The organism is Amycolatopsis dendrobii (assembly GCF_014145675.1).
GTDB classification, from domain to species: Bacteria; Actinomycetota; Actinomycetes; order Mycobacteriales; family Pseudonocardiaceae; genus Amycolatopsis; species Amycolatopsis dendrobii.
This window is the reverse complement of record NZ_JACGZW010000005.1, coordinates 467,628-493,199: the sequence shown is the minus strand read 5'-3', so window position 1 is coordinate 493,199 and position 25,572 is coordinate 467,628. Positions and strand designations below refer to the sequence as shown.

General features: G+C 70.4%; 24 protein-coding genes. 10 read left to right on the top strand and 14 right to left on the bottom strand.

Annotated elements, in window-relative coordinates:
• Window positions 1-177 precede the first annotated feature (177 nt).
• Window positions 178-1,797, top strand: coding sequence for a choice-of-anchor A family protein (locus H4281_RS17285; protein WP_220507317.1), 1,620 nt, complete (start codon window positions 178-180; stop codon window positions 1,795-1,797).
• Window positions 1,798-2,036: 239 nt separating this feature from the next.
• Here H4281_RS17285 and H4281_RS17280 read toward each other — a convergent pair whose 3' ends face one another.
• Together H4281_RS17280 and H4281_RS17275 are read right to left on the bottom strand one after the other, a co-directional pair.
• Window positions 2,037-3,239, bottom strand: a complete 1,203-nt coding sequence (locus H4281_RS17280; RefSeq protein WP_182891943.1) for an FAD-dependent oxidoreductase — start codon at window positions 3,237-3,239, stop codon at window positions 2,037-2,039.
• Window positions 3,240-3,321: 82 nt separating this feature from the next.
• On the bottom strand, window positions 3,322-3,939 hold the full coding sequence (locus H4281_RS17275; protein WP_182891942.1) for a TetR/AcrR family transcriptional regulator C-terminal domain-containing protein: 618 nt from the start codon (window positions 3,937-3,939) through the stop codon (window positions 3,322-3,324).
• Between the two features lie 59 nt (window positions 3,940-3,998).
• On the opposite strand from H4281_RS17275, the gene H4281_RS17270 reads away from it, so the two are divergent.
• Window positions 3,999-5,408, top strand: coding sequence for an FAD-dependent monooxygenase (locus tag H4281_RS17270; RefSeq protein ID WP_182891941.1), 1,410 nt, complete (start codon window positions 3,999-4,001; stop codon window positions 5,406-5,408).
• On the opposite strand, the gene H4281_RS17265 is transcribed toward H4281_RS17270, so the two are convergent.
• The 3 genes from H4281_RS17265 to H4281_RS17255 are packed head-to-tail and all read right to left on the bottom strand — an operon-like array spanning window position 5,405 to window position 9,382.
• Entirely contained in the window at window positions 5,405-7,507 is a 2,103-nt protein-coding gene (locus tag H4281_RS17265) for an iron ABC transporter permease (RefSeq protein WP_182891940.1), read from the bottom strand. The two genes, H4281_RS17270 and H4281_RS17265, sit on opposite strands and share 4 nt — an antisense overlap.
• Window positions 7,508-7,511: 4 nt before the next feature.
• Entirely contained in the window at window positions 7,512-8,522 is a 1,011-nt protein-coding gene (locus H4281_RS17260; protein WP_312872135.1) for an ABC transporter substrate-binding protein, read from the bottom strand.
• Between the two features lie 29 nt (window positions 8,523-8,551).
• Complete coding sequence (locus H4281_RS17255) at window positions 8,552-9,382, bottom strand: ABC transporter ATP-binding protein (RefSeq protein WP_182891939.1); 831 nt, start codon at window positions 9,380-9,382, stop codon at window positions 8,552-8,554.
• A gap of 188 nt (window positions 9,383-9,570) precedes the next feature.
• Here H4281_RS17255 and H4281_RS17250 point away from each other — a divergent pair, with 188 nt between their 5' ends.
• Window positions 9,571-10,920, top strand: a complete 1,350-nt coding sequence (locus H4281_RS17250) for an aminotransferase class I/II-fold pyridoxal phosphate-dependent enzyme (protein ID WP_182891938.1) — start codon at window positions 9,571-9,573, stop codon at window positions 10,918-10,920.
• On the top strand, window positions 10,920-11,612 hold the full coding sequence (locus H4281_RS17245) for a GNAT family N-acetyltransferase (protein WP_182891937.1): 693 nt from the start codon (window positions 10,920-10,922) through the stop codon (window positions 11,610-11,612). Before H4281_RS17250 ends, H4281_RS17245 begins: the two co-directional genes overlap by 1 nt.
• 28 nt (window positions 11,613-11,640) lie before the next feature.
• Here the strand turns inward: H4281_RS17245 and H4281_RS17240 are convergent, their stop codons facing one another.
• The 5 genes from H4281_RS17240 to H4281_RS17220 form a co-directional block, all read right to left on the bottom strand.
• Window positions 11,641-11,805, bottom strand: coding sequence for a hypothetical protein (locus H4281_RS17240; RefSeq protein WP_182891936.1), 165 nt, complete (start codon window positions 11,803-11,805; stop codon window positions 11,641-11,643).
• Between the two features lie 47 nt (window positions 11,806-11,852).
• Window positions 11,853-12,842 (bottom strand): transporter substrate-binding domain-containing protein, encoded by a 990-nt coding sequence (locus H4281_RS17235; RefSeq protein ID WP_182891935.1) that lies wholly within the window; start codon window positions 12,840-12,842, stop codon window positions 11,853-11,855.
• The gene (locus H4281_RS17230; RefSeq protein ID WP_182891934.1) at window positions 12,839-13,624 is read right to left on the bottom strand and encodes an amino acid ABC transporter ATP-binding protein; all 786 of its coding nucleotides are present in this window, start codon (window positions 13,622-13,624) and stop codon (window positions 12,839-12,841) included. The genes H4281_RS17235 and H4281_RS17230 overlap by 4 nt, the downstream gene beginning before the upstream one ends.
• Window positions 13,621-14,595, bottom strand: a complete 975-nt coding sequence (locus H4281_RS17225; RefSeq protein WP_182891933.1) for an amino acid ABC transporter permease — start codon at window positions 14,593-14,595, stop codon at window positions 13,621-13,623. The genes H4281_RS17230 and H4281_RS17225 overlap by 4 nt, the downstream gene beginning before the upstream one ends.
• Before the next feature lie 151 nt (window positions 14,596-14,746).
• The gene (locus H4281_RS17220) at window positions 14,747-15,982 is read right to left on the bottom strand and encodes an FAD-binding protein (RefSeq protein ID WP_182891932.1); all 1,236 of its coding nucleotides are present in this window, start codon (window positions 15,980-15,982) and stop codon (window positions 14,747-14,749) included.
• A gap of 64 nt (window positions 15,983-16,046) precedes the next feature.
• On the opposite strand from H4281_RS17220, the gene H4281_RS17215 reads away from it, so the two are divergent.
• Window positions 16,047-16,904: an NAD(+)/NADH kinase gene (locus tag H4281_RS17215; protein ID WP_182891931.1), complete on the top strand. Its 858-nt coding sequence runs from the start codon at window positions 16,047-16,049 to the stop codon at window positions 16,902-16,904.
• 94 nt (window positions 16,905-16,998) lie between these two features.
• Here H4281_RS17215 and H4281_RS46585 read toward each other — a convergent pair whose 3' ends face one another.
• Entirely contained in the window at window positions 16,999-17,379 is a 381-nt protein-coding gene (locus tag H4281_RS46585; RefSeq protein WP_312872134.1) for a hypothetical protein, read from the bottom strand.
• Between H4281_RS46585 and H4281_RS46580 the strand changes: the two genes are divergently transcribed.
• From H4281_RS46580 to H4281_RS17190, 5 genes are all read left to right on the top strand, one after another.
• On the top strand, window positions 17,369-17,710 hold the full coding sequence (locus H4281_RS46580) for a VldE C-terminal domain-containing protein (RefSeq protein WP_312872133.1): 342 nt from the start codon (window positions 17,369-17,371) through the stop codon (window positions 17,708-17,710). The two genes, H4281_RS46585 and H4281_RS46580, sit on opposite strands and share 11 nt — an antisense overlap.
• 110 nt (window positions 17,711-17,820) lie before the next feature.
• Window positions 17,821-19,134, top strand: coding sequence for a M14 family zinc carboxypeptidase (locus H4281_RS17205; protein ID WP_182891929.1), 1,314 nt, complete (start codon window positions 17,821-17,823; stop codon window positions 19,132-19,134).
• Between the two features lie 62 nt (window positions 19,135-19,196).
• Window positions 19,197-19,745 (top strand): SMI1/KNR4 family protein, encoded by a 549-nt coding sequence (locus tag H4281_RS17200; RefSeq protein WP_182891928.1) that lies wholly within the window; start codon window positions 19,197-19,199, stop codon window positions 19,743-19,745.
• A gap of 141 nt (window positions 19,746-19,886) precedes the next feature.
• Entirely contained in the window at window positions 19,887-21,245 is a 1,359-nt protein-coding gene (locus tag H4281_RS17195; protein ID WP_182891927.1) for an MFS transporter, read from the top strand.
• Entirely contained in the window at window positions 21,242-21,700 is a 459-nt protein-coding gene (locus tag H4281_RS17190) for a MarR family winged helix-turn-helix transcriptional regulator (protein ID WP_182891926.1), read from the top strand. Before H4281_RS17195 ends, H4281_RS17190 begins: the two co-directional genes overlap by 4 nt.
• A 316-nt stretch (window positions 21,701-22,016) precedes the next feature.
• Here the strand turns inward: H4281_RS17190 and H4281_RS17185 are convergent, their stop codons facing one another.
• Genes H4281_RS17185 through H4281_RS17175 form a run of 3 tightly spaced genes read right to left on the bottom strand, consistent with a single transcriptional unit; the run spans window position 22,017 to window position 25,560 of the window.
• Window positions 22,017-22,874: an LLM class flavin-dependent oxidoreductase gene (locus H4281_RS17185; protein WP_182891925.1), complete on the bottom strand. Its 858-nt coding sequence runs from the start codon at window positions 22,872-22,874 to the stop codon at window positions 22,017-22,019.
• 32 nt (window positions 22,875-22,906) lie between these two features.
• Complete coding sequence (locus H4281_RS17180) at window positions 22,907-24,499, bottom strand: amidohydrolase (protein ID WP_182891924.1); 1,593 nt, start codon at window positions 24,497-24,499, stop codon at window positions 22,907-22,909.
• Window positions 24,496-25,560, bottom strand: a complete 1,065-nt coding sequence (locus H4281_RS17175; RefSeq protein WP_182891923.1) for a C45 family autoproteolytic acyltransferase/hydrolase — start codon at window positions 25,558-25,560, stop codon at window positions 24,496-24,498. The genes H4281_RS17180 and H4281_RS17175 overlap by 4 nt, the downstream gene beginning before the upstream one ends.
• Window positions 25,561-25,572: the final 12 nt, after the last annotated feature.

Sequence of the window (25,572 nt, the reverse complement as noted above, 5' to 3'; positions counted from 1 at the left end):
TTTCCGGTCGGGGAAGTGCGGGAGCGAGGCTACTGCGAAACATTCTTCCGGCGGGGCGTCGAGTGTGGAGCGTCACTAGTCTACTTGTCTGAGGAGTACGCGAATTTCTGACCCGTTCGGGTGGGTTACGGTGTTTCGACTGCGGTATTCCGGGCGGTCCGGGTGAGGATCGGCCGCATGCGTGCCAGGAAAATGGCCGTCGTGGGCGGAGCGATCGCCGCGGCGGTGTGTGCGGTGGCGTTCGTGGCCGGTCCGGGCGCGAGCGCCGCTCCGTTGCCCGGGGGTCTGGGCCCGTGCGTCGGCGACGCCTGCCCGGGCAAGTACCCGCCGGTCAACAACGGGCCGTTCGCGGGACGGGACAACGGCATCAACGTCTTCGCGGGCGGCGATTTCCTCGTGCGCGAGGGCGCGGCCGAGGCCGAGGGACGCGTCGTCGTGCTCGGCGGGTTCGACATGGCGAAGCGGGCCGGGGCGTCCGCGGTCTACAACGTCGGCATCGCGGGCGTCGGCTCGCGCGTGCCCCCGCCGGACGGCGCCGATTTCCTCACCACCGGCAAGAACGTCACCGTCGCGCCGAACCAGCGGCTGCTCGCGGACGGCGGCGTCGTGCGCTACGGCGGCACCGTCACCGGGTCCGTGACCGGCACGCTGAAGCAGGACCCGAACGCGGCGGACCCGTACCGGCAGCTCCGGCCGCAGCTGCAGGAAGCCAGCACCTGCTACGGCAAGTCCGCGGCCACCGGGACGGCGAAGAACGAGGGCTACCGCACGCTGTTCACCGGCGACGGGAAGTCCGCGCTGCAGGTGTTCAACGTCGATTTCGACCTCACCGGCCCCGGCGGCGGCATGCAGGGCCTGGAGTTCGCCGGCATCCCGGCGGGCGCGACCGTCCTGGTGAACCTCGTCGGCGGCAACCGGGTGATCAACACCTACACCGGCGACCTCGCCGACCAGGACCCGATCAACCATCTGCGCGAGAAGCTGCTGTGGAACTTCCCGGACGCGTCGAAGGTGAAGATCGCCGGGCAGGCGCAGTTCCAGGGCAGCGTGCTGGTCGGCAACCCGGCCAGCGACACGACGGTCACCGCGTCCGGGACGAACGGCCGGTTCTTCACCGCGGGCAACCTGCTGCACACGTCCGAGGGCGCGGCGGGCGGGCAGGAGTTCCACGCCTATCCGTTCACCGGGGACCTGCCGGACTGCACGGTCCCGACGACGACGTCCACGGCGCCGACCAGCACGACGTCCACCTCGGCCAGCTCCAGCACCACGACGCCGACCGAGCCGACGAGTTCGACCAGCACCACGACGTCGAGCACGGAGCCGACGAGTTCGACCACGTCGAGTTCTTCCGCGACGTCGACCACGACGACTGGGCCGACGAGCACGACATCGTCCGCCACGACCTCGTCGAGCGCCACCTCGGCCACGAGTTCGACGACGTCCTCGACAAGCTCCACGACACCGAGCGGTCCGTCGGAGACCTCCGGCTCGACCGCGCCGACGTCGTCCTCGGAGACCTCGTCCAGCGCGACGTCCTCGAGTTCGCAGCCGACGTCCTCGGCCAGCACCACGAGCCCGACGACGTCCAGTTCGTCCTCTTCGCAGGCCCCGGCCCCGATCACGACGACGAGCGACAACTCCGGCGGCGTGGCCCCCGGAACCGGCCCGTCTGACCAAGGCCCGCTCGCGTCGACCGGCGCGGACATCCGCGGCTACCTGATCGGCGGCGGCGCGTTGCTGCTCGTCGGCGGTGCGCTGGTGGCGGCAGTGGCGGTGCGCCGCAAGCGCTCCTGACGAAAGCCGTGAAGGGCTCCTTCCGGGAACCAGATTCCCGGAAGGAGCCCCTCACGGACTTGAAGAAGCGATCATCCTGGCATCAATCGGGCATTTCGCTGACGCGAGTGTCCTTTATGGATGGTCGGCAGGCTGAGGCCGCCCGGCTTAAGGTCCCGGCATTGGCGGCGAAGTTCGTGAGGGGAACCCTGAGGACTCTGAGTCCGTGAAGGTGGCGGCCCTCGCGGACCTCGCCGCGGCTAGCGGGCGGCGGGCGTGCGTGCGGCGCGGTACTCGGCAGCCCGGGCCTCGTAGGCGCGGAGTTCTTCCTCCCGGTCCGGAACCTCGTGCGGGACACCGTCCGGCTGGTCGGCGAAGAAACCGCGCAGCGCGGCGTTCGCGTCGGCGGCGAGGTGGCCGGTGCGGGCGAACATCGCTGTCTCGTAGCGGGTCAACGCGGCTTCGACGCTCGGCTCCTCGTGCAGCGCGTGCGCCAATTCCGCACCGTCGAGCAGAGCCAGGTTCGCGCCGTGCCCGCCGAACGGGGCCATCGCGTGCGCGGCGTCGCCGAGTACGGTGATGCCGGGGACGCGTTCCCAGGTCAGGGGAGCGGGCAGCGCGGTGAACGCGCGCGCCACGTAGTCGCCGTCGTTGTCGGTCAACAGCGGACGCATTGTCTCGCTCCAGCCGCGGAACTCGCGCAGCAGGAATTCCCGCACCGAGCTGCGGTCGGTCAGGTCGACGCCTTTCCGCGCGGCCCAGTCCTCTTCGGCGCGGAAAGCCACGTAGCCGCGGATCACGCCGTTGCTGTTGCGCTGCACGATCACCGCGCGGCCGTTGCCGTCAGTGGTGAACAACTGTCCGTTGCCGACCAAGGCCGCGATCTCCGGATGCCGGGTGTCGACGTCGTCGAATCGGACGTCCAAAAAGGACACCCCGAGGTACTCCGGCATCGCCTCGGTGAGCCGGCGGCGCACCTTCGACCAGGTGCCGTCCGCGCCGATCACGACCTCGGCGTCCACTGTGGATCCGTTGGCGAAGTGCAAGCGGTGGACGTCGTTTTCGGTCGTCAGGTCGGTGAGTTTGTGTCCCCAGCGGACGGTGCCGGGTGCGAGCCGTTCGTGCAGCATGATGCGCAGCTGGCCGCGGTCGATTTCCGGGGCGGCGGTGTCGTCGTCGGCGGGGGCGAATTCCTTCAGCAGGGTGCCGTGGTGGTCGCGTCTGGTCATGGCTTGGCCTTCGGCGCGGGCCAGTGCGTGGAAGGCGGCCAGCAGCCCGGCGTCTTCCAGGGCGATCTGGCCGCTGTCGGCGTGCAGGTCGAGCGTGCCGCCGGGATCTCGGGCGTCCACGGCGGTGTCGGCGTCGTACACGGTCGCGGCGATGCCGTGGCCGTGCAGGACGTGCGCGGCGAGCAGCCCGCCCGGGCCGCCGCCGACGATGGCGATGCGCGGTGTCTCGTTCATGGTCTTCCCCTCTCCTGCCGGTGCGGTCTGCTCCGAGCATAAGTGGAACCATACAAAAAGTGCAACAGTGCAACTTAGTGAGTCATTGCACCTTGGCTGGACGCTTCGCCTCCAGTCCGGCGAGCACGATGCCGAGTGCGTAGCCGAAGCTGTCCTCGACCGTGCTCCCGGCTGCCTGCCGTTCCCGCATTCCCCGCGCCATCAAGGGAAACGGGATGCTTTCGATGGTCGCTTCCAGGTCGTCCGGCCAGGTCTGGTCCTCGACGGCGCGCCCGAGAACGAAGTGCACGTACACCCCGGCGCACCGGGTCGCGTCGGCGAGCGGGAACCCGGCGCGGTGCAGCACGTCGACTGCTCGCTCGGCGAATTCGCCCAGCGAGCGGGCGGTCCGGAGGTCTGCGCCGAGTGCCACGCGCGCGCCGTCCCGGTGGCCGAGGAGGGCGGCGTGCAAGGCGGTGCCTGCTTGTTCCAGCCACGACAGCCAGGGGGTGTCGAGAGGCGGGAGGTCGTCCAGGGCCGGGGCGACGAGGGCGTCGGCGAGGTGGTCGAGCAAGGCCCGTTTGCTGCTGAAATGCCAGTACAGCGCGGGTGCTTTGACGCCGAGTTCGGCGGCGAGGCGGCGCACGGTCAGTTTGTCGAGGCCGTCGGCGTCGACCAAGGCGAGCGCGGTCCGGACCGCGGCGGGGATCTCGATCGGCAAGGCGGTTGCCTCCTTAACTAGTTCAAGGCAGTCTAGTCTTTAACAAGTTAAGGAGAGTCATGGACGCAGATGTGGTGGTCGTCGGAGCGGGGCCGGTCGGGTTGTTCCTCGCGGCCGAACTCCGGCTCGGCGGCATCCGGCCCGTGGTGGTGGAGCGGCTCGAGCAGCCCGCGGCGGAACGGAAGGCGCGCGGTATCGGCGTGCTCGCGACGGAGGCGCTGACCCGCCGCGGTCTCGGGCCGCAGCTGGCCGCCGCGCACGAGGAGGGAATGCGCGACTTCGCTCGCGATCACGGCAGTTCGCTCGGGCACTTCGCGAACATCCACAAGATCCTCCCGGACGAAGACCGTCCGCGCACGCACATCTGGCAGCCGGAGCTGGAACGCCTGCTGGCCGACCACGCGGTCGGCGTCCCGGTGCACCGGGCGCATCGGGTGAGCGCGATCGAGTCTGAGGTGGACGGAGTGACGGCGATTGTCGACACCCCGCAAGGAGAACAGCGGTTCAGTGCGGCTTACCTGGTGGGGTGTGACGGCGGCCGGGGGAAGGTGCGGAGCCTCGCCGGGTTCGGTTTCCCTGGCACGCCGCCCTTGCTGCGGACGATCGCGGGCCAGGTCCGTTTCGAAGGGCCGGTGCCGCCCGCCGGACGCTACCCCGGCGGGACGTTCCTGCATGGCGGCAGCATGGCCGGCGTCACCGAATCAGCCCGCGACGGCGAGCCCGGCGGCCCGGTCACTCCGGCGGAGCTGGCGGCGGCGATCCGGCGGGTGACCGGCGAGGACGTTGTCGTGGCGCAGGTGCGCGATTCCCGTCGGTTCGCCGACCAAGCACGCCAGGCCGACGACTACCGGCGCGGACGCGTCCTGCTCGCGGGCGACGCGGCCCACGTGCACTCGCCGAGCGGCGGGCAAGGGCTCAACCTCGGCCTCCTGGACGCGGCGAACCTCGGCTGGAAGCTTGCCGCGGTCGTGCGCGGGGAGATGCCGGAAACGTTGCTGGACAGCTACTTCCGCGAACGCGGTCCGGCCGGTGCGGCGGTGCTGCGCAATACGCGGGCGCAATCGGCGTTGCTCGCGCCGGGGCCGCACGTCGACGCGCTGCGCGAGATTGTCGGGGAGCTGATGGACCTTCCGCAGGCGAACCGGTACTTCTCGGATCTGCTGTCCGGGGTGCGGGAACGGTACGAATTCCCCTACCCCGCCGAGGAACCGGTCGGGCTGCACAGTCCAGAGAAGTCCCTTGTGGACGATGACGGCAGGATCACCCGGTTGTCAGACCATACTCGCACTGGACGCGGCGTGCTCGTGCTCGATCCGGAGAGCCGTGATCTCGCGGCGTTGGCACCAAAACGGGTCGAAGTGGTGCCAGTGACCAATACCGAATCGTTCCTGCTGCGCCCGGACGGAGTCATCGCGTGGACCGGCGGGGAAGCCGAGCTGAAGGGCGCGCTCGACACCTGGTTCGGCTAGGCGCTCGCGCGGCTCCGCCACAGCAGCCAGCCGAAGTACGGCGCCCCGATCAGCGCGGTCACCAGGCCTGCCGCGATCTGGGTCGGTGCGAGGACGGTGCGTCCCAGCGTGTCCGCGACGCACACCAGCACCGCTCCCAGCGCGGCAGCCACCGGCAGCGAGCGCGAGTGGCGGGAACCCGCCAAAGCGCGCGCGGCGTGCGGGGCCACGAGCCCGACGAATCCCAGCGCCCCCACCGCACACGCAGCAGCAGCGGTGAGCACCGCGGCGAGCGCGGCGAAGGCGAGCCGAGAGCGGTCCAGCGAAACGCCGAGCACCCTCGGCACGTCCTCGTCCAGCGAGACCAGGTCGAGCGTACGCGCGCTGGACAGGGCGATCGGCAGGGCGATGACCAGGCACAACAGCACCGGCAGGACCTGGTTGAACTCCCGGCCGTAGGTCGATCCGGCGAGCCAGGTGAGCGCGAGATGCGCGTTCCACGGCGAGGTCACCACCACGACCAGCGTCGTGATCGCCTGTGCGCCCGCACTGACGCCGATGCCGACCAGCACCAGCCGGTCCGAGGACAGTCCGCGGCCGCTCGAACCGCGGCCGGTGGCAAGCCAGTGCACGAGGGCGAACGTCGCGAACGCTGCGACGGTCGCCGCGCCCATCATCGGCCAGATTCCGATGCCAGGAACCAAAAGCACGACGCTGATCGCGCCGACGCTCGCACCGGGCGTCACGCCGAGCAGGCTCGGTTCGGCGAGCGGATTGCGGCAGATCGCCTGCACCAGCGCGCCCGCGACGGCCAGCGCCGCCCCGCCGAGCAGCGCGGCGAGCATTCGCGGCCAGCGGAGGTCGAGCGCGAACGAAACCTCGGTGCCGGAGACCCCGCGCAGCCAGTTCAGGACGTCGCCGAGCAGCACGATCCGGTCGCCCAGCAGGAGCGCGGCGATCACCGCGGCGACGAGCGCGACCGCTAGCACGACGCCGGTCCCGGCCACCCAGCGGCGGGACCGGACGGTGCCGTGCGTGCCGCGCGCGGACGGCGTACCGGACGGCTGCCGTCGCGCCAGCCAGACCAGCACGGTCGCGCCGGCGAGGGTCGTCACGACGCCGGTCGGCACCGAAACCGCTTTGTCCGCCGGGACGAGAGCGCGCAGCAGGACGTCGGCGGCCACGACGACCAGCGCCCCGGTCAGCCCGGAGAGCGGCAGCAGCAACGGATGTTTGCCGAGCCCGGGGACGCGGCTGGCCAGCAGTCGCGCGATCACCGGTGCGCACAGGCCGACGAACCCGATCGGCCCGGCGACGGTCACCGCGACCGCCGAAAGCAGCACCGCCACGACGACTGCGAAAGTGCGGGTACGGCGGACGTCGATGCCCAGCACGCGCGCGTGGTCGTCGCCGAGACCGAGGACGTCGAGGCGGTGCGCGAGCAGGAGGGTAGCCGCGATGCCGACCGCGATCACCGGTGCGGCAAGGGAAACCTGCCGAAGTCCGGATTGGACAGTCGTGCCGCTGCCCCAGCCGTACAGGCCCGCGGTCCGTTCCTGGAACAACATCAGCAGCACCGACGTGAGCGCGGTCAGCGCCAGCGCGATCGCGGACCCGGCGAGCACCAGCCGAGCCGCCCCGCCGCTGCTGCTGCGAGCGACGAGCAACACCAGTCCGGCCGCCGCGAGACCGCCGATGAACGCGACGATCCCGTTGACGTAAAAGGGAAGCGAGATCCCGAACGCCGCGACGCCGACCACCGAGACGTACGCACCGGCGTTGACCGCGAGCGTGTCCGGCGAGGTGAGCGGGTTCCGTGCCACCGACTGCAGCACGCAGCCCGCGAACCCGAGCGCCAGCCCCACGAGCAGCGCCGCTGCCAGCCGGGGGAGCCGGCTGGCCACGAGCACCGCCACCGCCTGGCCGCGTGCGTCGTCGTCCGTGCCGGGGAAAACGGCGCGCAGGAGTTCGCCGAGCCCGACGTGCGACGTGCCTTGCAGCAGGTGCACGGCGGACAGGACGAGCAGCGCGACGAGCCCGGTCAGGAAGACGACGGACGCCGTGAGCCGCGGCTTGCGCGCGGAGAGCGGCCGGGCGGGCGCGGGGGCTGGTGCGGTCATCGGATCAGCGCGTCAGAGCGCCGGTGAGCGCGTCCACGTACGCGATCGCGGACTTCGGGCCGCCGAACATCCAGATGCCGTCCGGGATCCGGTGCAGCTTCGCGGCCTTGACGAACGGCAGCTGCTTCCACACCGCGTTGCCCGCGAGGTCCTGGGTGAAGACGTCGGATTCGGCGTCGTTGGCGGCGTAGACGAAGGAGGTGGCCGGGTCGGTGATCTTGGTCAGGCCTTCGACGTCGGTGGGGGAGAGGCCGTAGACCTTGTCGCCCTCGCCGGTCCACTGGTTGGCGGCGCCGAGCTGCTCGGCGATGCTGCCGAGGAACGAGCCCTTCGTGTACATCCGGACGGTGACCGTGCCGGAGGTCGAATAGCCGTCGGCCATGACGAACTTGGCCCCGGACTTGCCCGCGCCGGCCAGCTTCTTCTTGCCCTCGGCGACCTTGGCGTCGAATGCGGCGAGCAGTTTGCGGCCCTGCTCCTGCGTTCCGGTCGCCTCGGACAGCGTGGTCACGGTCTTGCGCAGGTAGCCGATCGGATCGGCCGAATCGGAGCCGCGCAGCGTCAGCACCTTCGTCTGCTTCGAGAGCTGCGCGATCACGTTCTCCGGCAGGTCGGTGGTGGTGACGACGAGATCCGGGTGCAGCGCGGCGATCGCGTCGAGGCTCGGCTCGCCGCGGGTGCCGACGTCCGGAGTGGACGCGGCGAGCGGCATGACCTTGTCGTAAGTGTTGTAGCCCTTGACGTCCGCCGCGCCGATCGGCTTCACGCCCAGCGCCAGCAGGTTCTCGGTGAGGCCCCATTCCAGCGATACGATCTTCGCGGCCGGCGCGGGGAGGTCGACCTTGCCGCGCTCGTCGGTCAGGCGGACCGGGCCGGCCGGTTTCGCGGCGGCGGCCTGGTCCCCGGCGGCGGGGGCTTCGGTGGTGCCGCACGCGGCGAGTGCGAAGGCCGCGAGCATTGCCGCCGCGGTCGTCAAAACCGTCCTGCGGGCAGGACGAGAGAACACACTGGACACGGGGTTTTCCTTCGAACTAGAGGGATGGGTCAGGCTGAGCGGACCGGCCGCGGCCGGGAGGTGTGCCGTCCGACCGGGCGCGTGCGGACGTGCCCCTCGTCGTCGACGTGGACGTCGATGCGCAGGCCGTAGACGTCGCTGAGCAAATCGGCGGTCAGCACGTCGGCCGGGCGGCCGGCGGCGCGGACGGCGCCGCGGCACAGCAGCACCACCTCGTCGGCGACAGCGGCGGCCTGGTCGAGGTCGTGCAGCACGACGCCGACCGCGACGTCGTGCTCGTCGGCGAGATCGCGGACGAGGTCCAGCGTTTCGATCTGGTAGCGCAGGTCGAGGAACGTGGTCGGCTCGTCGAGCAGGACGACGCCGGTGTCCTGGGCGAAGCAGGTGGCCAGCCAGACGCGCTGCAGTTCGCCGCCGGACAGTTCGTCCACCGGGCGCTCGGCCATGCCGTCGACGCCGGTGTGCCGCATGGCCCGCTCGACCAATTCCGGTCCCTCGGGATCGCCGGAGCCGAAGCGGCCGCGGTAGGGATGGCGGCCGTAGGACACGACGTCGCGCACGCGCACGCCGCCGGGCGTGGGGCGCGACTGGGTCAGCAGCGTGACGTGGCGGGCGAACTCCTTGGGGGACAAGGCGAGCGCGTCCTGCCCGGCCAGCGTGACGTCGCCCGCGGTCAGCGGATGCAGCCGGGCGAGCGAGCGCAGCAGCGTCGACTTGCCGGACCCGTTGGGGCCCACCAGTACGGTGACCGCGCCCGCGCGCAGGACGATCTCCGCGTCCTGGACCACCGGCTTCGCGCCGTAGCCGAGAGCGAGCCCGGTGCCGGCGAGCGCCGGTGCTTCCGGCCAGGAGTGACTCATGAAGGTTAGCCTAACCTGATCGAGTGATATTCCGAAACCGGACACCGCGGCGGTGTCGGACGTCACGGGCGTTTTGTACCGGGCGGGCCCGCCAGGATGTGAAACGCCTTTGCCGCGTGCCGTTGCCGCTCTAGCTTCTGATCGGGTCAGAGGTTTTCGGATTTCCGGGTGACGAGGGGAGCCGGTGCGTGGCCACGGGCGAACTCGCGACGACGACGCTGCCGGTCGGGGCAGGCTGGCTCGGGTCCCGCATCGGCGAGCGCACGGCGCGGGGCGTGGCCGGGACGGTGTCCGGCCTGATCCGCGACGGGGAGGTGCCGCCGGGCACGCGGCTGCCCACCGTGCGGGCGCTGGCCGCGGAGCTTTCGGTCAGCCCCACGACGATCGCCGAGGCGTGGTCGCAGCTGCGCGCGGCCGGGTTGATCGGCACGGGACGGCGGCGCGGCACGATAGTGCTGGAACCGCCGTCGAGCCCGCCGCCGGAACGCGCGTTTTCCGGCTGGCAGACGGTCGACCTGGAACACGGCCTCCCGGATCCTGGACTGCTGCCGCCGCTGGAGGACGCCGTCGCCGCGGGCGTCCACACGGAACGGTTCGGCGGGCCGGTCAAGAACTCGATCACCCCGCAATTGCGCGCCGCGGTGAAGCCGACGTGGCCGTTCGCCGCCGAATCGTGGACCGTCGCGGCAGGCGGGCAGGACGGGATGCTGCTGGCCTGCCAGGCGGTCGCGCGGCCGGGCGACGTGATCGTGCTGGAAGCGCCGACGGCGCCGTGGCTGCGTGAATTGCTGCGCCGGTCGCGAATCCACGTGGTGCCGGTGCGGTGCGACGAAAACGGGCCGTTGCCGTCGTCGCTGGCGGCGGCGTTGGAACATCGGCCGGTCGCCTTCGTCTACCAGCCGCGTGCCCAGTCGCCGCTCGGGCATTCGGTTCCGGCGGACCGGCTCGCGGAACTCGCCGCGGTACTGTCCGAAGAGGACGTGGCGGTGATCGAGGACGACGACTTCGGGCCGTTGGCTTCGGCTCCCGCGTTGAGCCTCGGCACCCGCTTGCCCGGCCGGGTGTTGCTGGTGCGGTCGTATTGCACTGCTTTCGGGCTGGAACTGCGCAGCTGCGTGATCGGCGGTTCGGCGGTGCTGGTGGAGCGGGTGCGGCAGCAGCGCGGACCGGGGTCGGTGTGGTCGAGCCGGATTCTTCAGGACGCGCAGGCGTTTCTGCTGACCGATCCCGGCAGCGCCGAATTGCTGAACCGGGCGCGGCACCGGTATGCCCATCGGCGGGCGGCTTTGACAGAAGCGTTGCGGGAGCACGGGATCTCGGTGCGCGCTCGGGACGGGTTGACGTTGTGGGTGCCGGTTCCGGAGGAGTCGCGGACGTTGATGACGCTGGCGGCCAACGGGGTTTCCGCCGGGTCGGGCACGCGTGCGGGCAATCCGGGGACGCCGCACATCCGCGTGGCGACCGGGCAACTGCCGGATGATCCGGCTTTGGTGGCGGATCTGGCCCGGATGATCGCCCGGGCCGCCCGGCGGCCTTGATGTCTGTTTTGGACAATGCGGCCTGGGCTTCGCTGACCGGCCCGCATGCCGGGTTCGCCGAGCGGGCCGGACAGGCCGTGCGCTACCCCGCCGATGTTTCGGTCTTCTCGGCCGTGCCCGACGAGCCGGCTGCCGGCGTGTGGGACGACGTCGCCGCACTCGCCGGTCCGGGGGCGGTGGTGCCGGCCTTTGCGCAGGCCGGGCCGCCGCCTCCGGATTGGGAGCTGCTGGAGGAGATGGCCGGGGTCCAGCTGGTGGACGCCGGGGTCGACGCCGTGTCCGACCCGGAGGCGGTCCGGCTGACGGTGGCTGATGTGCCGGAGATGCTGGACCTGGTCGCCCGGACGAAGCCTGGCCCGTTTTTGCCGCGGACGGTGCTGCTCGGGACGTATCTCGGCATTCGGCACCAGGGCGCGCTGATCGCGATGGCGGGGGAGCGGTTGCACCCGCCGGGGTGGACGGAGATCAGCGCGGTGTGCACGGACCCGGCTTACCGCGACCGGGGTCTTGCGGGGCGATTGGTGCGTGCGGTGGCCGCGGGGATCCGCGATCGGGGCGAGACGCCGTTCATGCACGCGGTGGCGACGAATGCGAACGCTATCCGGCGGTACGAGGGGATGGGGTTCCGGTTGCGGAGGCGGACGGTGTCCGGCCGGGTGCGCATTCCGGAGGACTGGCGGGCCGCGGCTTGAGTCAGCTGATTCGGCGGTGCTTGCCTTGCTAGGGCGGATGACGATCGGAGACCTGCCGGAAACCGCTGCGCGGTTCGCCGCCGGACGCTGCGGCGATCGGCACCCCGCCGCCCTGGGCCTGGTGCTCGCAGCACGACACCAGCTGCGTCGGTTCCGGGCAATCGACGCCGAGGGCGAGCCGTTGTCCGGGCATCTGCCCGCTCGGGCAGGTCCCCGGCGGGCCGGGGGCCTGCCGGGCGGTCAGGAATCGCTCAACGGAAGGCCCGGCGGGTTGACCTCCGCCTTCTTCACCGCTTCATTCGCCAACCCGTACGCGGCAAGCCATTTCGCATACTGCCCGTGCTGAATCAGATAGTCGATCGCCGCGGCGACCGGCTTCACCAGGCCGTTGTCCTTCTTGGTCGTAGCCGCGATCAGCCCCTGCAACTTGGCCCCAGCTCCGGAGTACGTGCCCGCGCTGCGGGTCGGGTTCGGGGTTTTCGCCGTCTGTGCAACGTGGTACGCGATGCTCGGGTTCGGTGAGAAGTACGCGTCGATCCGGCCGGACGCCAGCGCCAGATAGGTGCTGTTCTTGTCGGCGAAATTGCGCACGTCGAGTTTCTTGCCCTCGGCGGTCAGCTTCCGCTGCCATTCGCGGAGGATTTTCTCCTGGTTGGTCCCGCTGTCGACGGCGACCGTTTTGCCCGCCAGCACCTGGTAATCCCCGGCGAAGTTCCACGTGCTCGCGCGGCTCGTCTCGAAGCCGAGGTTGTCCTCGCGGTAGGCGGCGAAGTCGAAGCCCTGCTGCTTGCGCTGCTCGGTCACCGTGATGTTCGAGAATCCGGCGTCGAACTGGCCGCTTTGCAGACGGACGAACAGGTTCTGCCAGGAAGCGTTCTGCACGTCCGGTTCGAGGCCCAGCACCGCGGCGACGAGACGGCCGAGGTCGGGTTCGGCTCCGGTGAGGGTGCGCTGGTCGGTGCCGACGTAGGCGAGCGGCGGGAATCCCGACGGCAGCGCGCCGACGCCGATCGTCAGTTTGCCTCGGTCGAGGAACTTCTTCGGCAGTTGCGCGCGGATCTCGGCGACGACCGGCACGGTCAGCGAAACCGGGTGCGCGTCCGCGGTGTTCGCGGCGACGGAAATGGTCTGTGAGCCGTTCACAGCGGTCGACGCCTGGGTGTTGCCGCCGCATGCGCCGGCGAGGAGTGCGACCGCGGCGAGCAGGGGCAGGATTGTGCGGGTTTTCATGCGTTCTCCGGGGTTTCGAGGCGGGTGACCTTGCCGAGGAAGGCTCGGGTGCGGTCGTGGCGGGGGCGGTCGAGGACGGCGGACGGCGGTCCTTCTTCGATGACGCGGCCTTCGTCGAGGAACACGACATGGTCGGCGATCTCGCGGGCGAAGCCGATCTCGTGCGTCACCACGATCATCGTCGTGCCGGAGCGTGCCAGTTCCCGGATCACCGCCAGCACTTCGCCGACCAGCTCCGGGTCGAGCGCGGAGGTCGGCTCGTCGAGCAGGATCAGCCGCGGTTCGAGTGCGAGCGCACGGGCGATGGCGACCCGCTGCTGCTGACCTCCGGACAGTTGCCGCGGGTACGCGCGAGCCTTGTCTTCGAGACCGACGCGGGCGAGCAATTCCTTCGCCCGCGTTTCCGCCTCGGCACGCGCTAGCCGTTGCGTGACGACCGGGGCTTCCACGACGTTGTCGAGGATCGTGAGATGCGAGAAGAGGTTGAAATTCTGGAATACGAAACCGATCCGGGACCGCTGCCGCAGGATGGCGCGCTCGCTCAGTTCCTTGAAACGGTCGCCGTGCACGCGCACGCCGACGAGTTCGCCGTCGATGCTGACGTAGCCGCTGTCAAGGCGTTCCAGATGGTTGACGGTGCGTAACAAAGTCGATTTGCCGGAACCGGACGGCCCCAGCACCACGGTCACCTGCCCGCTAGGCGCGGTGAGGTCGATGCCGTCGAGGACGCGGATTCCGTCGTATGACTTGACTGCGCTGCGAACGCGGACTTCAGCGCTCATCGGGCGACCCCCAGCGTGCGCAGCCGGGCGCGGAACCGCTGGAACGGCGTCGGCGGAACGGTGCGCAGTGCGCCGCGGGAGAAGAAGCGTTCGACGTAGTACTGGATCACCGACAGGACGCTGGTGAGGATGATGTACCAGACCGTGCCGACGAGCAGCAGCGGAATGATCTGCCCGCTGTTGGTGCTGGCCTGGGTTTCGACCACGCCGAACAGTTCCAGCAGCGAGGTGATGTAGACGACCGAAGTGCCCTTGAGCAGGCCGATCAGCTGGTTCGCGTAGGCGGGCACGATCGCGCGGGTGGCCTGCGGCAGGATGATCCGCCGGTATTGCCGGGAGCGCGGAAGCCCCAGCGCGGCCGCCGCTTCGAGCTGTCCTTGGTCCACCGACAGCACCCCGGCGCGCACGATTTCCGCGGCGTACGCGGCTTCGTTCAGGCTCAGGCCGAGCACCGCGACGACGAAGAAGCTCAGCACGTCGGTGGCGCTGAAGCTGAGAAACGACGGGCCGAACGGAATGCCGAGGCTGAGCGTGCTGTACAGCGCGGTCACGTTGGCCAGGAACAGCAACAGGACGATCAGCGGAATCGAGCGGAAGATCCACACGTACGCCCAGGAAACCGCTTGGAGCAGCGGGTTTTTCGACAGCCGCAGCAGCGCGAGCACGATGCCGCCGACGAGTCCGAACACCGCGGCGAGACCGGTGAGTTCGAGGGTGAGCAGCAGCCCGTCGAGGATCACCGGCCGGAAGAACCAATAGGCGAAAACATCCCATTGGAAGACCGGATTGGTGATCAGCGCGTGTGCCAATTGGGCCAGCAGCACTAGGACGACCGCAGCAGCCGCCCAGCGGCCGGGACGGCGCAACGGCGCGACTTTCTTCGCGGCCAGCTCGCGCAACCGTGCTTCGCCGGGCGGCTCGGGACCTGCGGACGGCACCGGCACGGCACGCAGCGTCGGAGGAGAACTCACAGTGGCTCCTGGGGATCGCGGAGAGGGCGATCGCCACTGTGACCCGCTGGGTTCCCGGCTGTCGAGTGTCCTCTTGGGACTCCCACATGGTGAGCGCGGTGGTGCGGAAGAAGGTTTTGTACCGGCTTTGTTACTGACTGTCCTCTATGGACTAACGAAGCAGGTGCCGGTCCAGGAACGGGTTCCGGAACTTCCCGGCCGGGTCCAGTCCGGCCGCCAGCTCCCGGAACTGCCGCATCCCTCGGTGATCGAGATCCAACGCCGCGCCGTGGAACAGCTTTCCCCAATGGGCGCGAACGCCGAAGGGAGCCAGCTTCTCCTCGATCAGCGGCAGCACCGCTTCCACCTCCGGCTGACGCTGTTGCCAGGTGAAATGCACCGCCACCCGGTCGCCGTCGTACGCCGGGCTCAGCCAATGCCCATCACCGGCGACGGTGCGAATTTCCGATACCACCAGCAGCGGCGCGATCCGGTCGCCGAGGCCGCGCAACGCCTCGAACGCCGCGGCCGCGTGCGCACGCGGCACGAAGTACTCGCTCTGCAATTCCGCACCGACGCTCGGTGCGAATTCCAGCCGGAAATGCGGCAGCCGGTCGTACCACGGTCCGGGTACTCCGCCTTGCACGGTGGTGTTTTCCGCCGAAATACCCGCTGCGTGGGCGGGGTGGCGCGGGCCGTCGGCGGGGAGCGCGCCGAACAGCGAGCCGGGGATCTCCGCCGGGACGCGGTTCTTGAGCAGGACCTGATCGACGACGTCGCGCGCCCAGTTCGTGAACAGGCTGACGCTGTAGCCCGCGGCTTGGATTTCGTCGAAGTGCTCCAGGGCGGCGGACCACGGGAGAGCGTCGAAAACGTCTTGGCGGACCGAGAATGCCGGCTCCAAGTCGAGAGTGAGCCGGGTGAGGACGCCGAGCGCGCCGACGTTCACCACTGCTCCGCGGAACTCGGCGTCGGTGCGCGAGAAGGTGCGGAGCGAGCCGTCGGCGGTGAGGAGTTCGACTGCGGACACTGCCGAGGCGAGGCCGGGCAGGCGTTGTCCGGAGCCGTGGGTGCCGGTCGCGACGCTGCCGGCGACGGTGATGTGGGGGAGCGACGCCAGGTTGGCCAGCGCGTACCCGGCCTCGTGCACTTGCGCGACCACGTCGCCGTAGCGGGTCGCGCCGCCGATGGTGAGCGTCGCGACGTTGATCTCGGGCGCGATGTCGACGGCGGAAAGGTCGAGTTGGAGGCCGTCCGGGCTGTCGGCGACTGTGGTGAAGCTGTGCCGGCTGCCGAGGGCCTTGATCCGGGTCGCGCCGGCGACGAGCTCTTGCGCTTCGGCCAGGGTGCGCGGGGCGACGACCTCGCGTGCGCGGTAAGTGAGATTGCCAGCCCAGTTTTCGATCACGAGCGCCGAGCCTAACCGGCCCGGGCGCGGCAGACTGGGGACAGGCCGACCGAGGAGACCCCGTATGCATTCCGCTGGACTCGTCCTGCACCCGCGCCGCGATTCGAAAGCCGCGGTCGACGCGGTGCTGGGCTGGGCGGCCGGACGCGGGATCGAGATCCTCGGCATCGCGGACGAGATCGCCAGGGTGGACTGTTCGGCGACCGCCGTCCAGCCCGCTGAACTGGGCAAACGCTCGGATCTGGTGGTCAGTCTCGGCGGCGACGGCACCATGCTGCGCGCGATGCGGCTCGCCGACGGGCAGCACGCGCCGGTGCTCGGCGTCAACCTCGGGAAGCTCGGCTTCCTCGCCGAGGTCGACGTGCCGGACCTGCCGCTCGCGCTGTCCGCGATCGACCGCGAGGAGTTCACCGTCGAGCCGCGGCTGGCGGTGGACGCGCGGTTCGGCGGACGGATCGAGACCGCGTTCAACGACGTCGCGGTGGTGCGCGTGCCCGGCGACGGGAGCGCGGTGGTAGCGGTGCTGGTGAACGGCGAGCAGTTCGTGAGTTACGCCGCCGACGCGGTCGTGGTCGCGACGCCGACCGGCTCCACCGCGTACAGCTTCTCCGCCGGCGGGCCGATCACGAGCCCGGCGGTGGAAGCGCTGCTGGTCACGCCCGCCGCGCCGCATTCGGCGTACAGCCGCGGAGTCGTGCTGTCGGTGCACGACACCGTGACGCTGGAGGTGCTGCCATCGAGCGGGCGGCTCGCGGTGGAGGTCGACGGCCAGGTGGCGGGGTACGTCGGGCCCGGCGAAACGATCGACCTGCACGCCCGGCCGAACGCGGCCCGCGTGGTCCGGCTCGGCATGACGACGTTCTACCAGCGCGCCCGGCGCAAGCTGCGGCTCACCGATTCGGCGGAAATTCCGCTGTCCTGAACAGGCCCGGCGTTCTCCTGGTAATCGCGCGCTGACCTGCGGTGATCTCGTTCGTGCTGTGCTCGCTGTCACTTGTCGGTGACATTGCCGTGTCCTATTCGTAATGTCGTGGCGGCTTGGCGACCCGAACGAGGAGATGGTGGTGCGAGGTGTCCGGTAGACATCGGGACGGATCGAAGTCGTGGCGGTTGCCGACCGCGGCGGGCGCGCTGGCCGTCGGCGCGCTGGCGGTGCCGGTGTGGCTGGCTGCGAGCTCGGTCGAGCCGGAGCGGTTCCCGGCCGCTGCGGCGGAGATGCACGCGTTCAGTGCGCCGCGGCCGTCGAGCAGCGTTCCGTCCGCCGCCTCGACCCCGCCCGCGACGTCTTCCAGCGCTGCCCCGACGACGACGTCCTCGTCTTCGCCGACGAGCAAGAAGACTGCGAGCGCTTCGGCGACCCCGGCGGCGAAAGCGTGTTCGTCCACTTTGGCCGGCACGCAGCCCGCGGTGGCCCAGGCGGGCAATTTCCTCAAGGAGAAGTTTTCGGTGGATTCGGTCGGCGGCCGGGCCGGACGGTCCGGCGCGAGCGACCATCCGGCCGGTCTCGCGCTCGACTTCATGGTCGATCCGAAGACCGGAAACGCTTTGGCCGCATATGTTCTCGAGCATCAGGACGAACTCGGCGCGAAGTACGTGATCTGGCAGCAGCGCTACAACGACGGCAGCGGCTGGTCGGCGATGGAGGACCGCGGCGGCGAAACCGCGAACCATTACGACCACGTCCACGTTTCGTTCGAGCGCGGCGCGAAGGTTTCGGTCACCTGCTGACACCCGACTTTCGGAGGTGGGCCGGATTCGTCCCGAAGAGCACACTGTGCGCTGCCGAGTGGTCACCGTCCGCACGGGGTGACCTTTTCTTCGCTGCGTGAGGAGCTCCGATGGCGGGCAAGTTCTCGATCCGGCTCACTCTCAGCGTCGTCGGAGTGCTGGTCGCACTCGGCGGCACCACGACCGTCGCGGCCGCCGCCGCGCCGGACGATCCGGTTTCGTGGCGCGTACCCGCTACGCCCGCCGAGGCTGCTTCCTTGGCGCGCGCCGGGTTCGACGTCGCGGGAACCAGCCCAGGCGTGGTTTACGTGATCGGGAACCAGGCGGTCGCCGGGCAATTGCGGAACCGCGGCTATGCGCCGGAATTTTTCGACACCGTCTACAAAGGAGTGCCGCAGCGCGCCGCGGCCGACACGTTCTACGGCGGCTACCGCACGGTTCCGGCGCAGGAAGCGCATCTCGCGAAAGTCGCGGCGGCGCATCCGGATCTGGCGACGGAGTACGCGATCGGCGAGTCGTGGCTCAAGACCCAGGGCAGGGGCGGCCACGACATCAACGCGATCTGCCTGACCAAGAAACAGGACGGCGACTGCACGCTGTCCACGAAATCGCCGAAGCCGAAATTCGTGCTGATGGCGCAGATCCACGCCAGGGAGATCTCGACCGGCGAAGTGGCCTGGCGCTGGATCGACTACCTCGCCGACGGGTACGGCAGCGATGCCACCGCGACGTCCATTTTGGACAGCACCGAGGTGTGGGTGGTGCCGATCGCGAACCCGGACGGCGTCGACATCGTCGCCTCCGGCGGCAATTCGCCGAAACTGCAGCGCAAGAACGCGGACACCGGCAACGGCACCTGCGGCGGCACGAACAACGGCATCGACCTGAACCGCAACTCGACCTTCCGCTGGGGTGCGGACTCGAACTCGCCGTGCGCGGAGACCTACCAGGGCCCCGAGGCCGGGTCGGAACCCGAAGTCCAGGCGCTGGAAAAGCTCTTCCGCTCGATCTACCCCGAACAACGCGGCAGCGGCGACAACGACCCGGCTCCCGACACCGCGCGGGGCACGATGATCACGTTGCACAGCTACGGAAACGACATCATCGTCCCGTGGGGCTTCACCTCCGACCCCGCGCCGAACGACGCCGCGTTGCGCAAGCTCGGCGCGAAGTTCAGCGAGTCGAACGGGTATCTGGTGGGGACCAACACCGAAACCGTGGGCTATTCGACCAGCGGCACGACGGACGACTTCACTTACGGCGCGCTCGGGGTCGCGAGCTTCACGTTCGAGATGGGCGGGCAGAGCGGCAGTTGCGGCGGGTTCCTGCCGCGGTACTCGTGCGTGGACAGCACGTTCTGGCCGAAGAACAAGGGTGCGCTGATCACGGCGGCGCAGTCGGCGGCCGCTCCGTACCAGCAGTGAGGCACGGTTGAGCACGGTGCACCCAGGCGCAGCACGCCTGGGTGCACCGTAGCGTGTCCGGAGTGGACTACCTGCGGTGGCGCGACGACATGCGCCAAGTGATCGACGGCTATCTGCCCCGTATTCAGGCCGTCTTCGCCCGTTTCCGCCAGCTTGAGCCGGACACGGTGACAGACGAGGGCGATCCGGCTGCGCTGCGGAAAGCCGAGGAAGCCGATCCGCCGTTGCCGCGGTCGCTGCTTGAGCTGTACGCGTCCATCCGGGAAGCCAGCTTCGAGCACCTCTGCAACGCTTACTTCATTCACTCCCTTGCCTGGATCTTGGACAGCCTGCACCGCTCCGACATTCCCGCATGGGCGCCCGAAGCCACCGATGAGCGGTTGGCCGTCTTCGCCTCGGACGGCGGCGGACGCCTGTTCGCGGTCGGGTACACCAGCGGAACCGTCTTCCGGCTTCCTGTCGGCGCCGTGGCGAACCAGGTCTACGCCGGCTCGATCGACTCGATCGGGCCGGGCGAGATCGCGAAGGACCTCGCGGATTTCCTGGACCGGCTGCTGCGCCTCGCGCGAGCCTTCAGCGACGAGGACTACGACGAGCGCCTCGTCCTGTGATGGCCCGTCACCTCCAGTTAACTCGTTGGGCGACCTATCTCACCCCGCCGCTCAGGTAAATGCCACCATCCCGGGGCTGCCATATGTACGTACATCCCGTACAGTAGTTCTGTAGCAGAACTAATCGAGCGGGAGGCGGCAGTGACGATCGGGCTGGAGCGGGCTCGGCCGGCGGTCGTGCGGGATCATCCGAAGGCTGGGTGGTTCGCGGTCGGCGCGGTGTGTTTCGGGGCGTTCATGGGGCAGCTCGACGCCAGCATCGTCACGCTCACCTTTCCCGCACTGCAGCACGAGTACGGGGCTCCGCTGGCGGCCGTCCAGTGGGTGTCGCTGGCGTACCTGCTCGCGCTGGTGGGGTTGCTGGCCGCGGTCGGGCGAGTAGCCGACGCGGTCGGGCGGAAGCTCACCTATGTGCAGGGGTTCGGCGTCTTCACCGTCGCGTCGGTGGCGTGCGGGCTCGCACCGACGCTCGGCTGGCTGGTCGCGTTCCGGGTCGTCCAGGCGATCGGGGCGGCGATGTTGCAGGCCAACAGCGTCGCGCTGGTGGTGCGCAGCGTGCGCGAGGACCGGGCGCGCGCCGCGCTCGGGGTGCAGGCGGCGGCGCAGGCGCTGGGGCTCGCGCTCGGGCCCGCGGTGGGCGGTCTGCTGGTCGACACCGTCGGCTGGCGGTGGGTGTTCCTCGTCAACGCGCCGGTCGGGCTGGCCGGGCTGATCGCCGGGCGCTACCTGCTGCCGCGCACTCGCGAGCGCACGCCGCTGGGCCGCTTCGACGGGGCAGGTGTCGGATTGCTGGCGACCGCGTCGACGGCGTTGCTGCTGGTGATTTCCGGGGTGTCCGGGCTGGAGATGCCGGGTTGGCTGCTCATCGCGCTGGCCGCGGCGACGGTCTGTGCGGCGATCGGGTTCGTGCTGCGGGAAAAGGCGGCGAGCAGCCCGATCCTGCAGTTGTCGGTGCTGCGGCCGCCGGTGGTTTCGCTGGGGCTGGCCGGGGCGCTGTGCGGATACCTCGTGCTGTTCGGGCCGCTGACGTTGCTGCCGCAGGTCCTCGGCACGGCGGGCGGAACCGGTGCGGTGCTGACGTGTCTGCCCGCCGGGTTCGCGGTGGCGGCGGTGCTGGCCGACCGGGTGCTGCCCGCTCGGCTCGGGTCCCGCGGGCGCACCGTGCTGGGCGCGCTCGTCGCGGCGGCCGGATGCGCGGCGCTGGGACCGGCGTCCGCTCCTTGGGAGGTGGGCGTGTCGCTGGTGGTGGCCGGGCTCGGTCTGGGAGTGTTCATTCCGGCCAACAACTCGGCTGTCATGAGCGCGATCCCGGCGCGGATGTCGGCCACCGGAGGAGGACTGGTGAACATGGCGCGCGGACTGGGGACGGCGCTCGGCGTGGCGCTGGTGACACTGTGCCTGCACACCGGCGGCGAACCGGCCGCGCTCGCGGTGCTGGCCGGGGCGGGCGTCCTGGCCGCGGCGACCGGGCTGGCGGCACGCCCGGAGCGGGCCCGGTGACCGCGCCCGAACCCGCCCTCGCCGACGTCGTCGCCCGGCTCCGGCGCGCCATGCGACGGGCCGCGCGCACCGCCGATCCGGACAACACGCTGTCGGTCGCGCAGCTGGAATTGCTGTCTTGCCTGTTCGAAAACCCCGGTGCGCGGCCGAGCCGGATCGCGCAATTGCTGAAGCTCGCGCCGAATTCGGTGACGACGATGGTGACCGGGCTGCGTTCGCGCGACCTCGTCACCCGCACCAGCGGCGGGGACGACCGGCGGACGGTCGCGCTCGAACTCACCGACACCGGGCGCGCCGCGGTGGAGCGGTGGCAGGGGCACAACGCCGCGATTCTGGCCGCGGCGCTGGACGGGGTGCATCCGGCGTGGCGGCATCTGATCGCGGCGGCGGTGCCCGCGTTGAACGAGCTGGTGGGGGCGATCGACGCGTTGGCGGAGTCGGGGCAGCCGCACTGAGCCGGCGGGGTTTCCGCTCGGCGGGTCGCTCCGCTTCGGGGCGGTCGGGCGATGGTGCGGCGGCGGCCGGGCATCGTGCGGGCGCGGCTCGGCAAGCGGCGGCACGCCGGACGCATGCGCGACGAGCCGGGATCGCCGGGACTGTCCTCGCCGAGCAGGGCCACCGAGTCGGCGGTGCGGCGGCCACCTCGTCCAGCTCGCCATCCGATCGCGCTGAACCGGCGGGGCTCAGCCAAACCCGGTTTCCGCCGTCGAGCAATGGCGCGGCGTCGAATACCGGGCACGAGCGCAGTGCCGCCCGCATCGGCACCCGGGCCTACAGCGCAGGCGGCCCGGCCTCCACCCGGCGCAACACCGGCTCCAGCTTGTCCTCCTCCGCACTCCCGAACGGCAGGCTTTCCTCCCACCACGTCACCCCGGCCTCGGCCAGCGGTTCGACGACGCCTCGCGCCTGGGCCGGGTCGTTCGGGCTCATTCCGCCGACCACCACGTCGAACGGGGCGTCGGTCTGCCGCTCGCTCCGGACGTAGGCGATCAGGTCCCGCACCTCGGCGATCTCCGGCAGTCCCGCGGGACCGGCGGATTCGAAGATCGGCACCACCCCGTCCCAGCGGGCCGCGCGGCGCATCGGCCGGCGGTTGGGCCACCGGCCCGCCACCCAGACCGGCGGGCGCGGGCGCTGCACCGGCGGCGGCAGCAGTGTGATGTCGCGGGCGGTGAAGTGCTTGCCGGAGAACGTGACCGGTTCGCCGGTCCAGAAGCGGGAGATCAGGTCGACGCCCTCGTCCAGCTTCTCGGCGATCACCTTCGGGTCGGCGGATTCGCCGAAATCGGCGTACTCCGCGTCCAGCGGCGCGCCCAGGCCGACGCCGAACACGACCCGGCCGCCGGTGAGCTGGTCCAAAGTGGACACCAGACGGGCGAGCTGCTGCGGGCGGCGCCGCGCGACGGGGGTGACCATCGGGCCGAGCCGGACCCGGCTGGTGGCCAGAGCCGCGGCGGCGAGCAGGATCCACGGATCGCCGAAAGGGCGGCCGGGACGTTTGTCCAGCACCACGTGGTCCCAGACGAACAGGCCGTCCCAGCCCGCCTCTTCCGCCGCCGAGGCGACCTTGGCCACCGCGCGCGGGTCGGCGAAATCGCCGAAGTTGGGGATGCAGACCGAAAACCGCATGATCACCACCCTGCCCAGCCCCGGCGGGCACGTCAAACGGATTTGCCTGCCACGAACGTCTGCCGCACCCGGGCTCGCAGCAGTGCGTCCGGCGCTTCGGCGAACGGATCGACGTCCAGCACCACGAAATCCGCGGCCAAACCCGGCGCGAGCTGTCCGGTCAGACCGTCCCATCGGCACGCGTACGCGGCGTCGCGGGTGCCGTGTGCGAGGGCTTCGGCCAACGGCAGGGCGTACTTCGGCAGGTTGGGTTCCAGACCGGGGTTCAGCGCGGAGCGGCGGGTCGTCGCGATGTACATGTTCGGCAACGGGGGATGGGGCGCGGTCGGAGCGTCGGAGCCGAACGCGAGGACGGCGCCCGCGGCGGTCATTTCCGGCCACGGGTAGCCGCGCTCGACGCGGTCGTCGCCCAGCATCGCACGCCAGTTGTCCTGGATCGCCGGGTCCGCGTGCACTGGCTGCATCGACGCGACCGCACCGAGTTTCGCCAGTCGCTTGACGTTTTCCGGGGCCACGGTCTCCAGGTGTTCGAGGCGATGCCGCCGGTCGCGCGGGCCGTTGACCTCGATCGCGTGCTCCAGCGCCGACAGCGCGATGTCCGACGCTTCGTCGCCGATGGCGTGCATCGCGACCTGCAAGCCCGCCGCGTCCGCCGCCGCGACGACGGGGGCCAGCGCTTCCAGCGGCCACAACGGCCCGGGGTGACTCCCGTCCGCGAAGGGCTTTTTCATCGCCGCGGTGCAGGTATCGATGACTCCGTCGACCATCACCTTGATCCCGGCCACCCGCAGCCACGGCCCGGACAACCGCGCGCTCAGTTCCGCCGCGCGCTCGACCTGGCGGAGGTCGTCCTCGGTGTTGCCGGTGCGCTCGATCAGCCAGTGTCCGGCGACACGCAGGGGGAGCCGGCCGTTGTCGAGAGCCCGTTCCAGCGCGGCGAGTTCGGTCTCAGCGAGTGCCATGTCGACAGCGGTCGTGACGCCGTCCGCGAGGTAGTGCTTGAACGCCGATGCCAGTGCGCGGTCGCGGTCGGCGTCGCTGGTCTGGTCGTCGAGGAAGTGCCGCATCAGTTGCAGCGCAGCGGTTTCGTAAAGCATCCCGTCCGGTTCGCCGGAGGCGTCGCGGCCGATGCGGCCGTCGAGCGGATCGGGCGTGTGGCGGTCGATGCCCAGTTCGCGCAGCGCGGCGCTGTTGACCCACGCGGAATGGAGGTCGTTCGCGGCGAGGTACACCGGACGGTCCGGGATCACCGCGTCGATCAGCCGCCGGTGCGGTGCTTGGCCGCCGAGTGCGTCGAAAAGCCAGCTGCGGCCCAGGATCCGGGACGCGGACGGATCGGTTGCGGCGGCGTGGGCGAGCCGGTGCTGGAGGTCTTCGGGGGAGGTGGCGGGGAACAGGTCGACCTGCTCCAGTGCTTCGCCCATCGAGACCAGGTGGGTGTGCGCGTCGACGAAACCGGGCAGCACGAAGGCTCCGTCGAGTTCGACCACCCGCGCTTCACTCTGGTCGGCCTCCGCGGTGCTGCCGACGTATTCGATGGTTTCGCCGCGGACGACCATGGATTCCGCCCAGCCGGACGGGCTCGCGGTGAAGATCCGGCCGCCGCGGTAGTGCACTGGCATCATCGGGCCACCACCGTCTCCGCCGCGACGAACGTGCGCCAGCCGGTCAACGTGTTCGGGCTGCCCGCGTGGATCCGCACGGTTCGGGCGGCTGGTTCGAGCAGGACCGTGGCCAGCGTGGCCCACCGGTCGCCGAACGAAGCGTCCGCGTCCGGGACGCAGCAGAGCTTCGGTTCGCCGGGTTCGGAACGGAGGAAGGCGACGAGGTCGACGGCGTGCGCGGGCGTCGGGCAGTCCCGCACCCGGGCGGTCATCATGGCGTGCCTCAACTGGGAATCCGGTTCGAAGAGGCCGCGTTTCTCGCGAGCGGCGGCGTCGGGGTCGAGAAAGTGGTTGGTGTGCACCAGGAAACCTGCTTCGGGTTCGAGGGTCGTTGCTCCGGTCGGGCTCAGCTCGGCGCAGACTGCCGTGCCGGGGTCGAGCAGCGTGAAGGCTCCGGACGTGCGGATCGGGGCGGTTCGCAGCAGGTCGAGCGCTTCGGCGGCGCTGCCTGCTTCGCCGAGGACGGCCGCGGCCAGCACGTGGACCGGGATGCCCGCGGCGGAGTCGTCTTGGTGGCCGAGGATGTTGAAGAACAGGCCGAGACCGGCGCTGTTGACGCCGATCTTGCCGAGGATGCCGTGTTCGGTGATCCCGGCGAAGGCGTACCGCGTGCCGCGTACTTCCTGGGTGTGCCAGCAGTCCGCGAGCTCGATGTGCCAGTCCCAGGTCTGAATGCCGTAAGGCGCGCCGGAATCGGGAACGCGCACGAGGGTCGAGCATTCCGGCTGGGTGCTCGGTGCGGCGGCGATGAGCTCGGTGCGTCCGTTGAGAGCTGCCGCCTGCCACAGTTCGATCCCGGCGCCCGCGGCGACGCCCGCGATCTCGTCGGCGTAGCGGCTCCGCCACGCGGCGACGTTGTCCAGCAGCCGGAGCGCGTCGGTCCGGACTTGCTGTTCGGTGCGGCCGAGAGTGTCGAACCAGCGCAGGTACAGCTCCAGCGCATCGGTCAGGCCCTCGCGCAGCTGGGCGCCGCGGGAAACTCCGCGGGCGCGCGGGTCCGGGTCGTTGACGAGCAGGTGCATCGTGGTCCTTGC

Coding starts and splice junctions, on each gene's coding strand:
- H4281_RS17285 (WP_220507317.1), top strand. CDS start 178: ATGCGTGCCAGGAAAATGGCCGTCGTGGGCGGAGCGATCGCCGCGGCG.
- H4281_RS17280 (WP_182891943.1), bottom strand. CDS start 3,239: ATGAACGAGACACCGCGCATCGCCATCGTCGGCGGCGGCCCGGGCGGG.
- H4281_RS17270 (WP_182891941.1), top strand. CDS start 3,999: ATGGACGCAGATGTGGTGGTCGTCGGAGCGGGGCCGGTCGGGTTGTTC.
- H4281_RS17265 (WP_182891940.1), bottom strand. CDS start 7,507: ATGACCGCACCAGCCCCCGCGCCCGCCCGGCCGCTCTCCGCGCGCAAG.
- H4281_RS17255 (WP_182891939.1), bottom strand. CDS start 9,382: ATGAGTCACTCCTGGCCGGAAGCACCGGCGCTCGCCGGCACCGGGCTC.
- H4281_RS17245 (WP_182891937.1), top strand. CDS start 10,920: ATGTCTGTTTTGGACAATGCGGCCTGGGCTTCGCTGACCGGCCCGCAT.
- H4281_RS17240 (WP_182891936.1), bottom strand. CDS start 11,805: ATGCCCGGACAACGGCTCGCCCTCGGCGTCGATTGCCCGGAACCGACG.
- H4281_RS17235 (WP_182891935.1), bottom strand. CDS start 12,842: ATGAAAACCCGCACAATCCTGCCCCTGCTCGCCGCGGTCGCACTCCTC.
- H4281_RS17230 (WP_182891934.1), bottom strand. CDS start 13,624: ATGAGCGCTGAAGTCCGCGTTCGCAGCGCAGTCAAGTCATACGACGGA.
- H4281_RS17215 (WP_182891931.1), top strand. CDS start 16,047: ATGCATTCCGCTGGACTCGTCCTGCACCCGCGCCGCGATTCGAAAGCC.
- H4281_RS17205 (WP_182891929.1), top strand. CDS start 17,821: ATGGCGGGCAAGTTCTCGATCCGGCTCACTCTCAGCGTCGTCGGAGTG.
- H4281_RS17185 (WP_182891925.1), bottom strand. CDS start 22,874: ATGCGGTTTTCGGTCTGCATCCCCAACTTCGGCGATTTCGCCGACCCG.
- H4281_RS17180 (WP_182891924.1), bottom strand. CDS start 24,499: ATGATGCCAGTGCACTACCGCGGCGGCCGGATCTTCACCGCGAGCCCG.
- H4281_RS17175 (WP_182891923.1), bottom strand. CDS start 25,560: ATGCACCTGCTCGTCAACGACCCGGACCCGCGCGCCCGCGGAGTTTCC.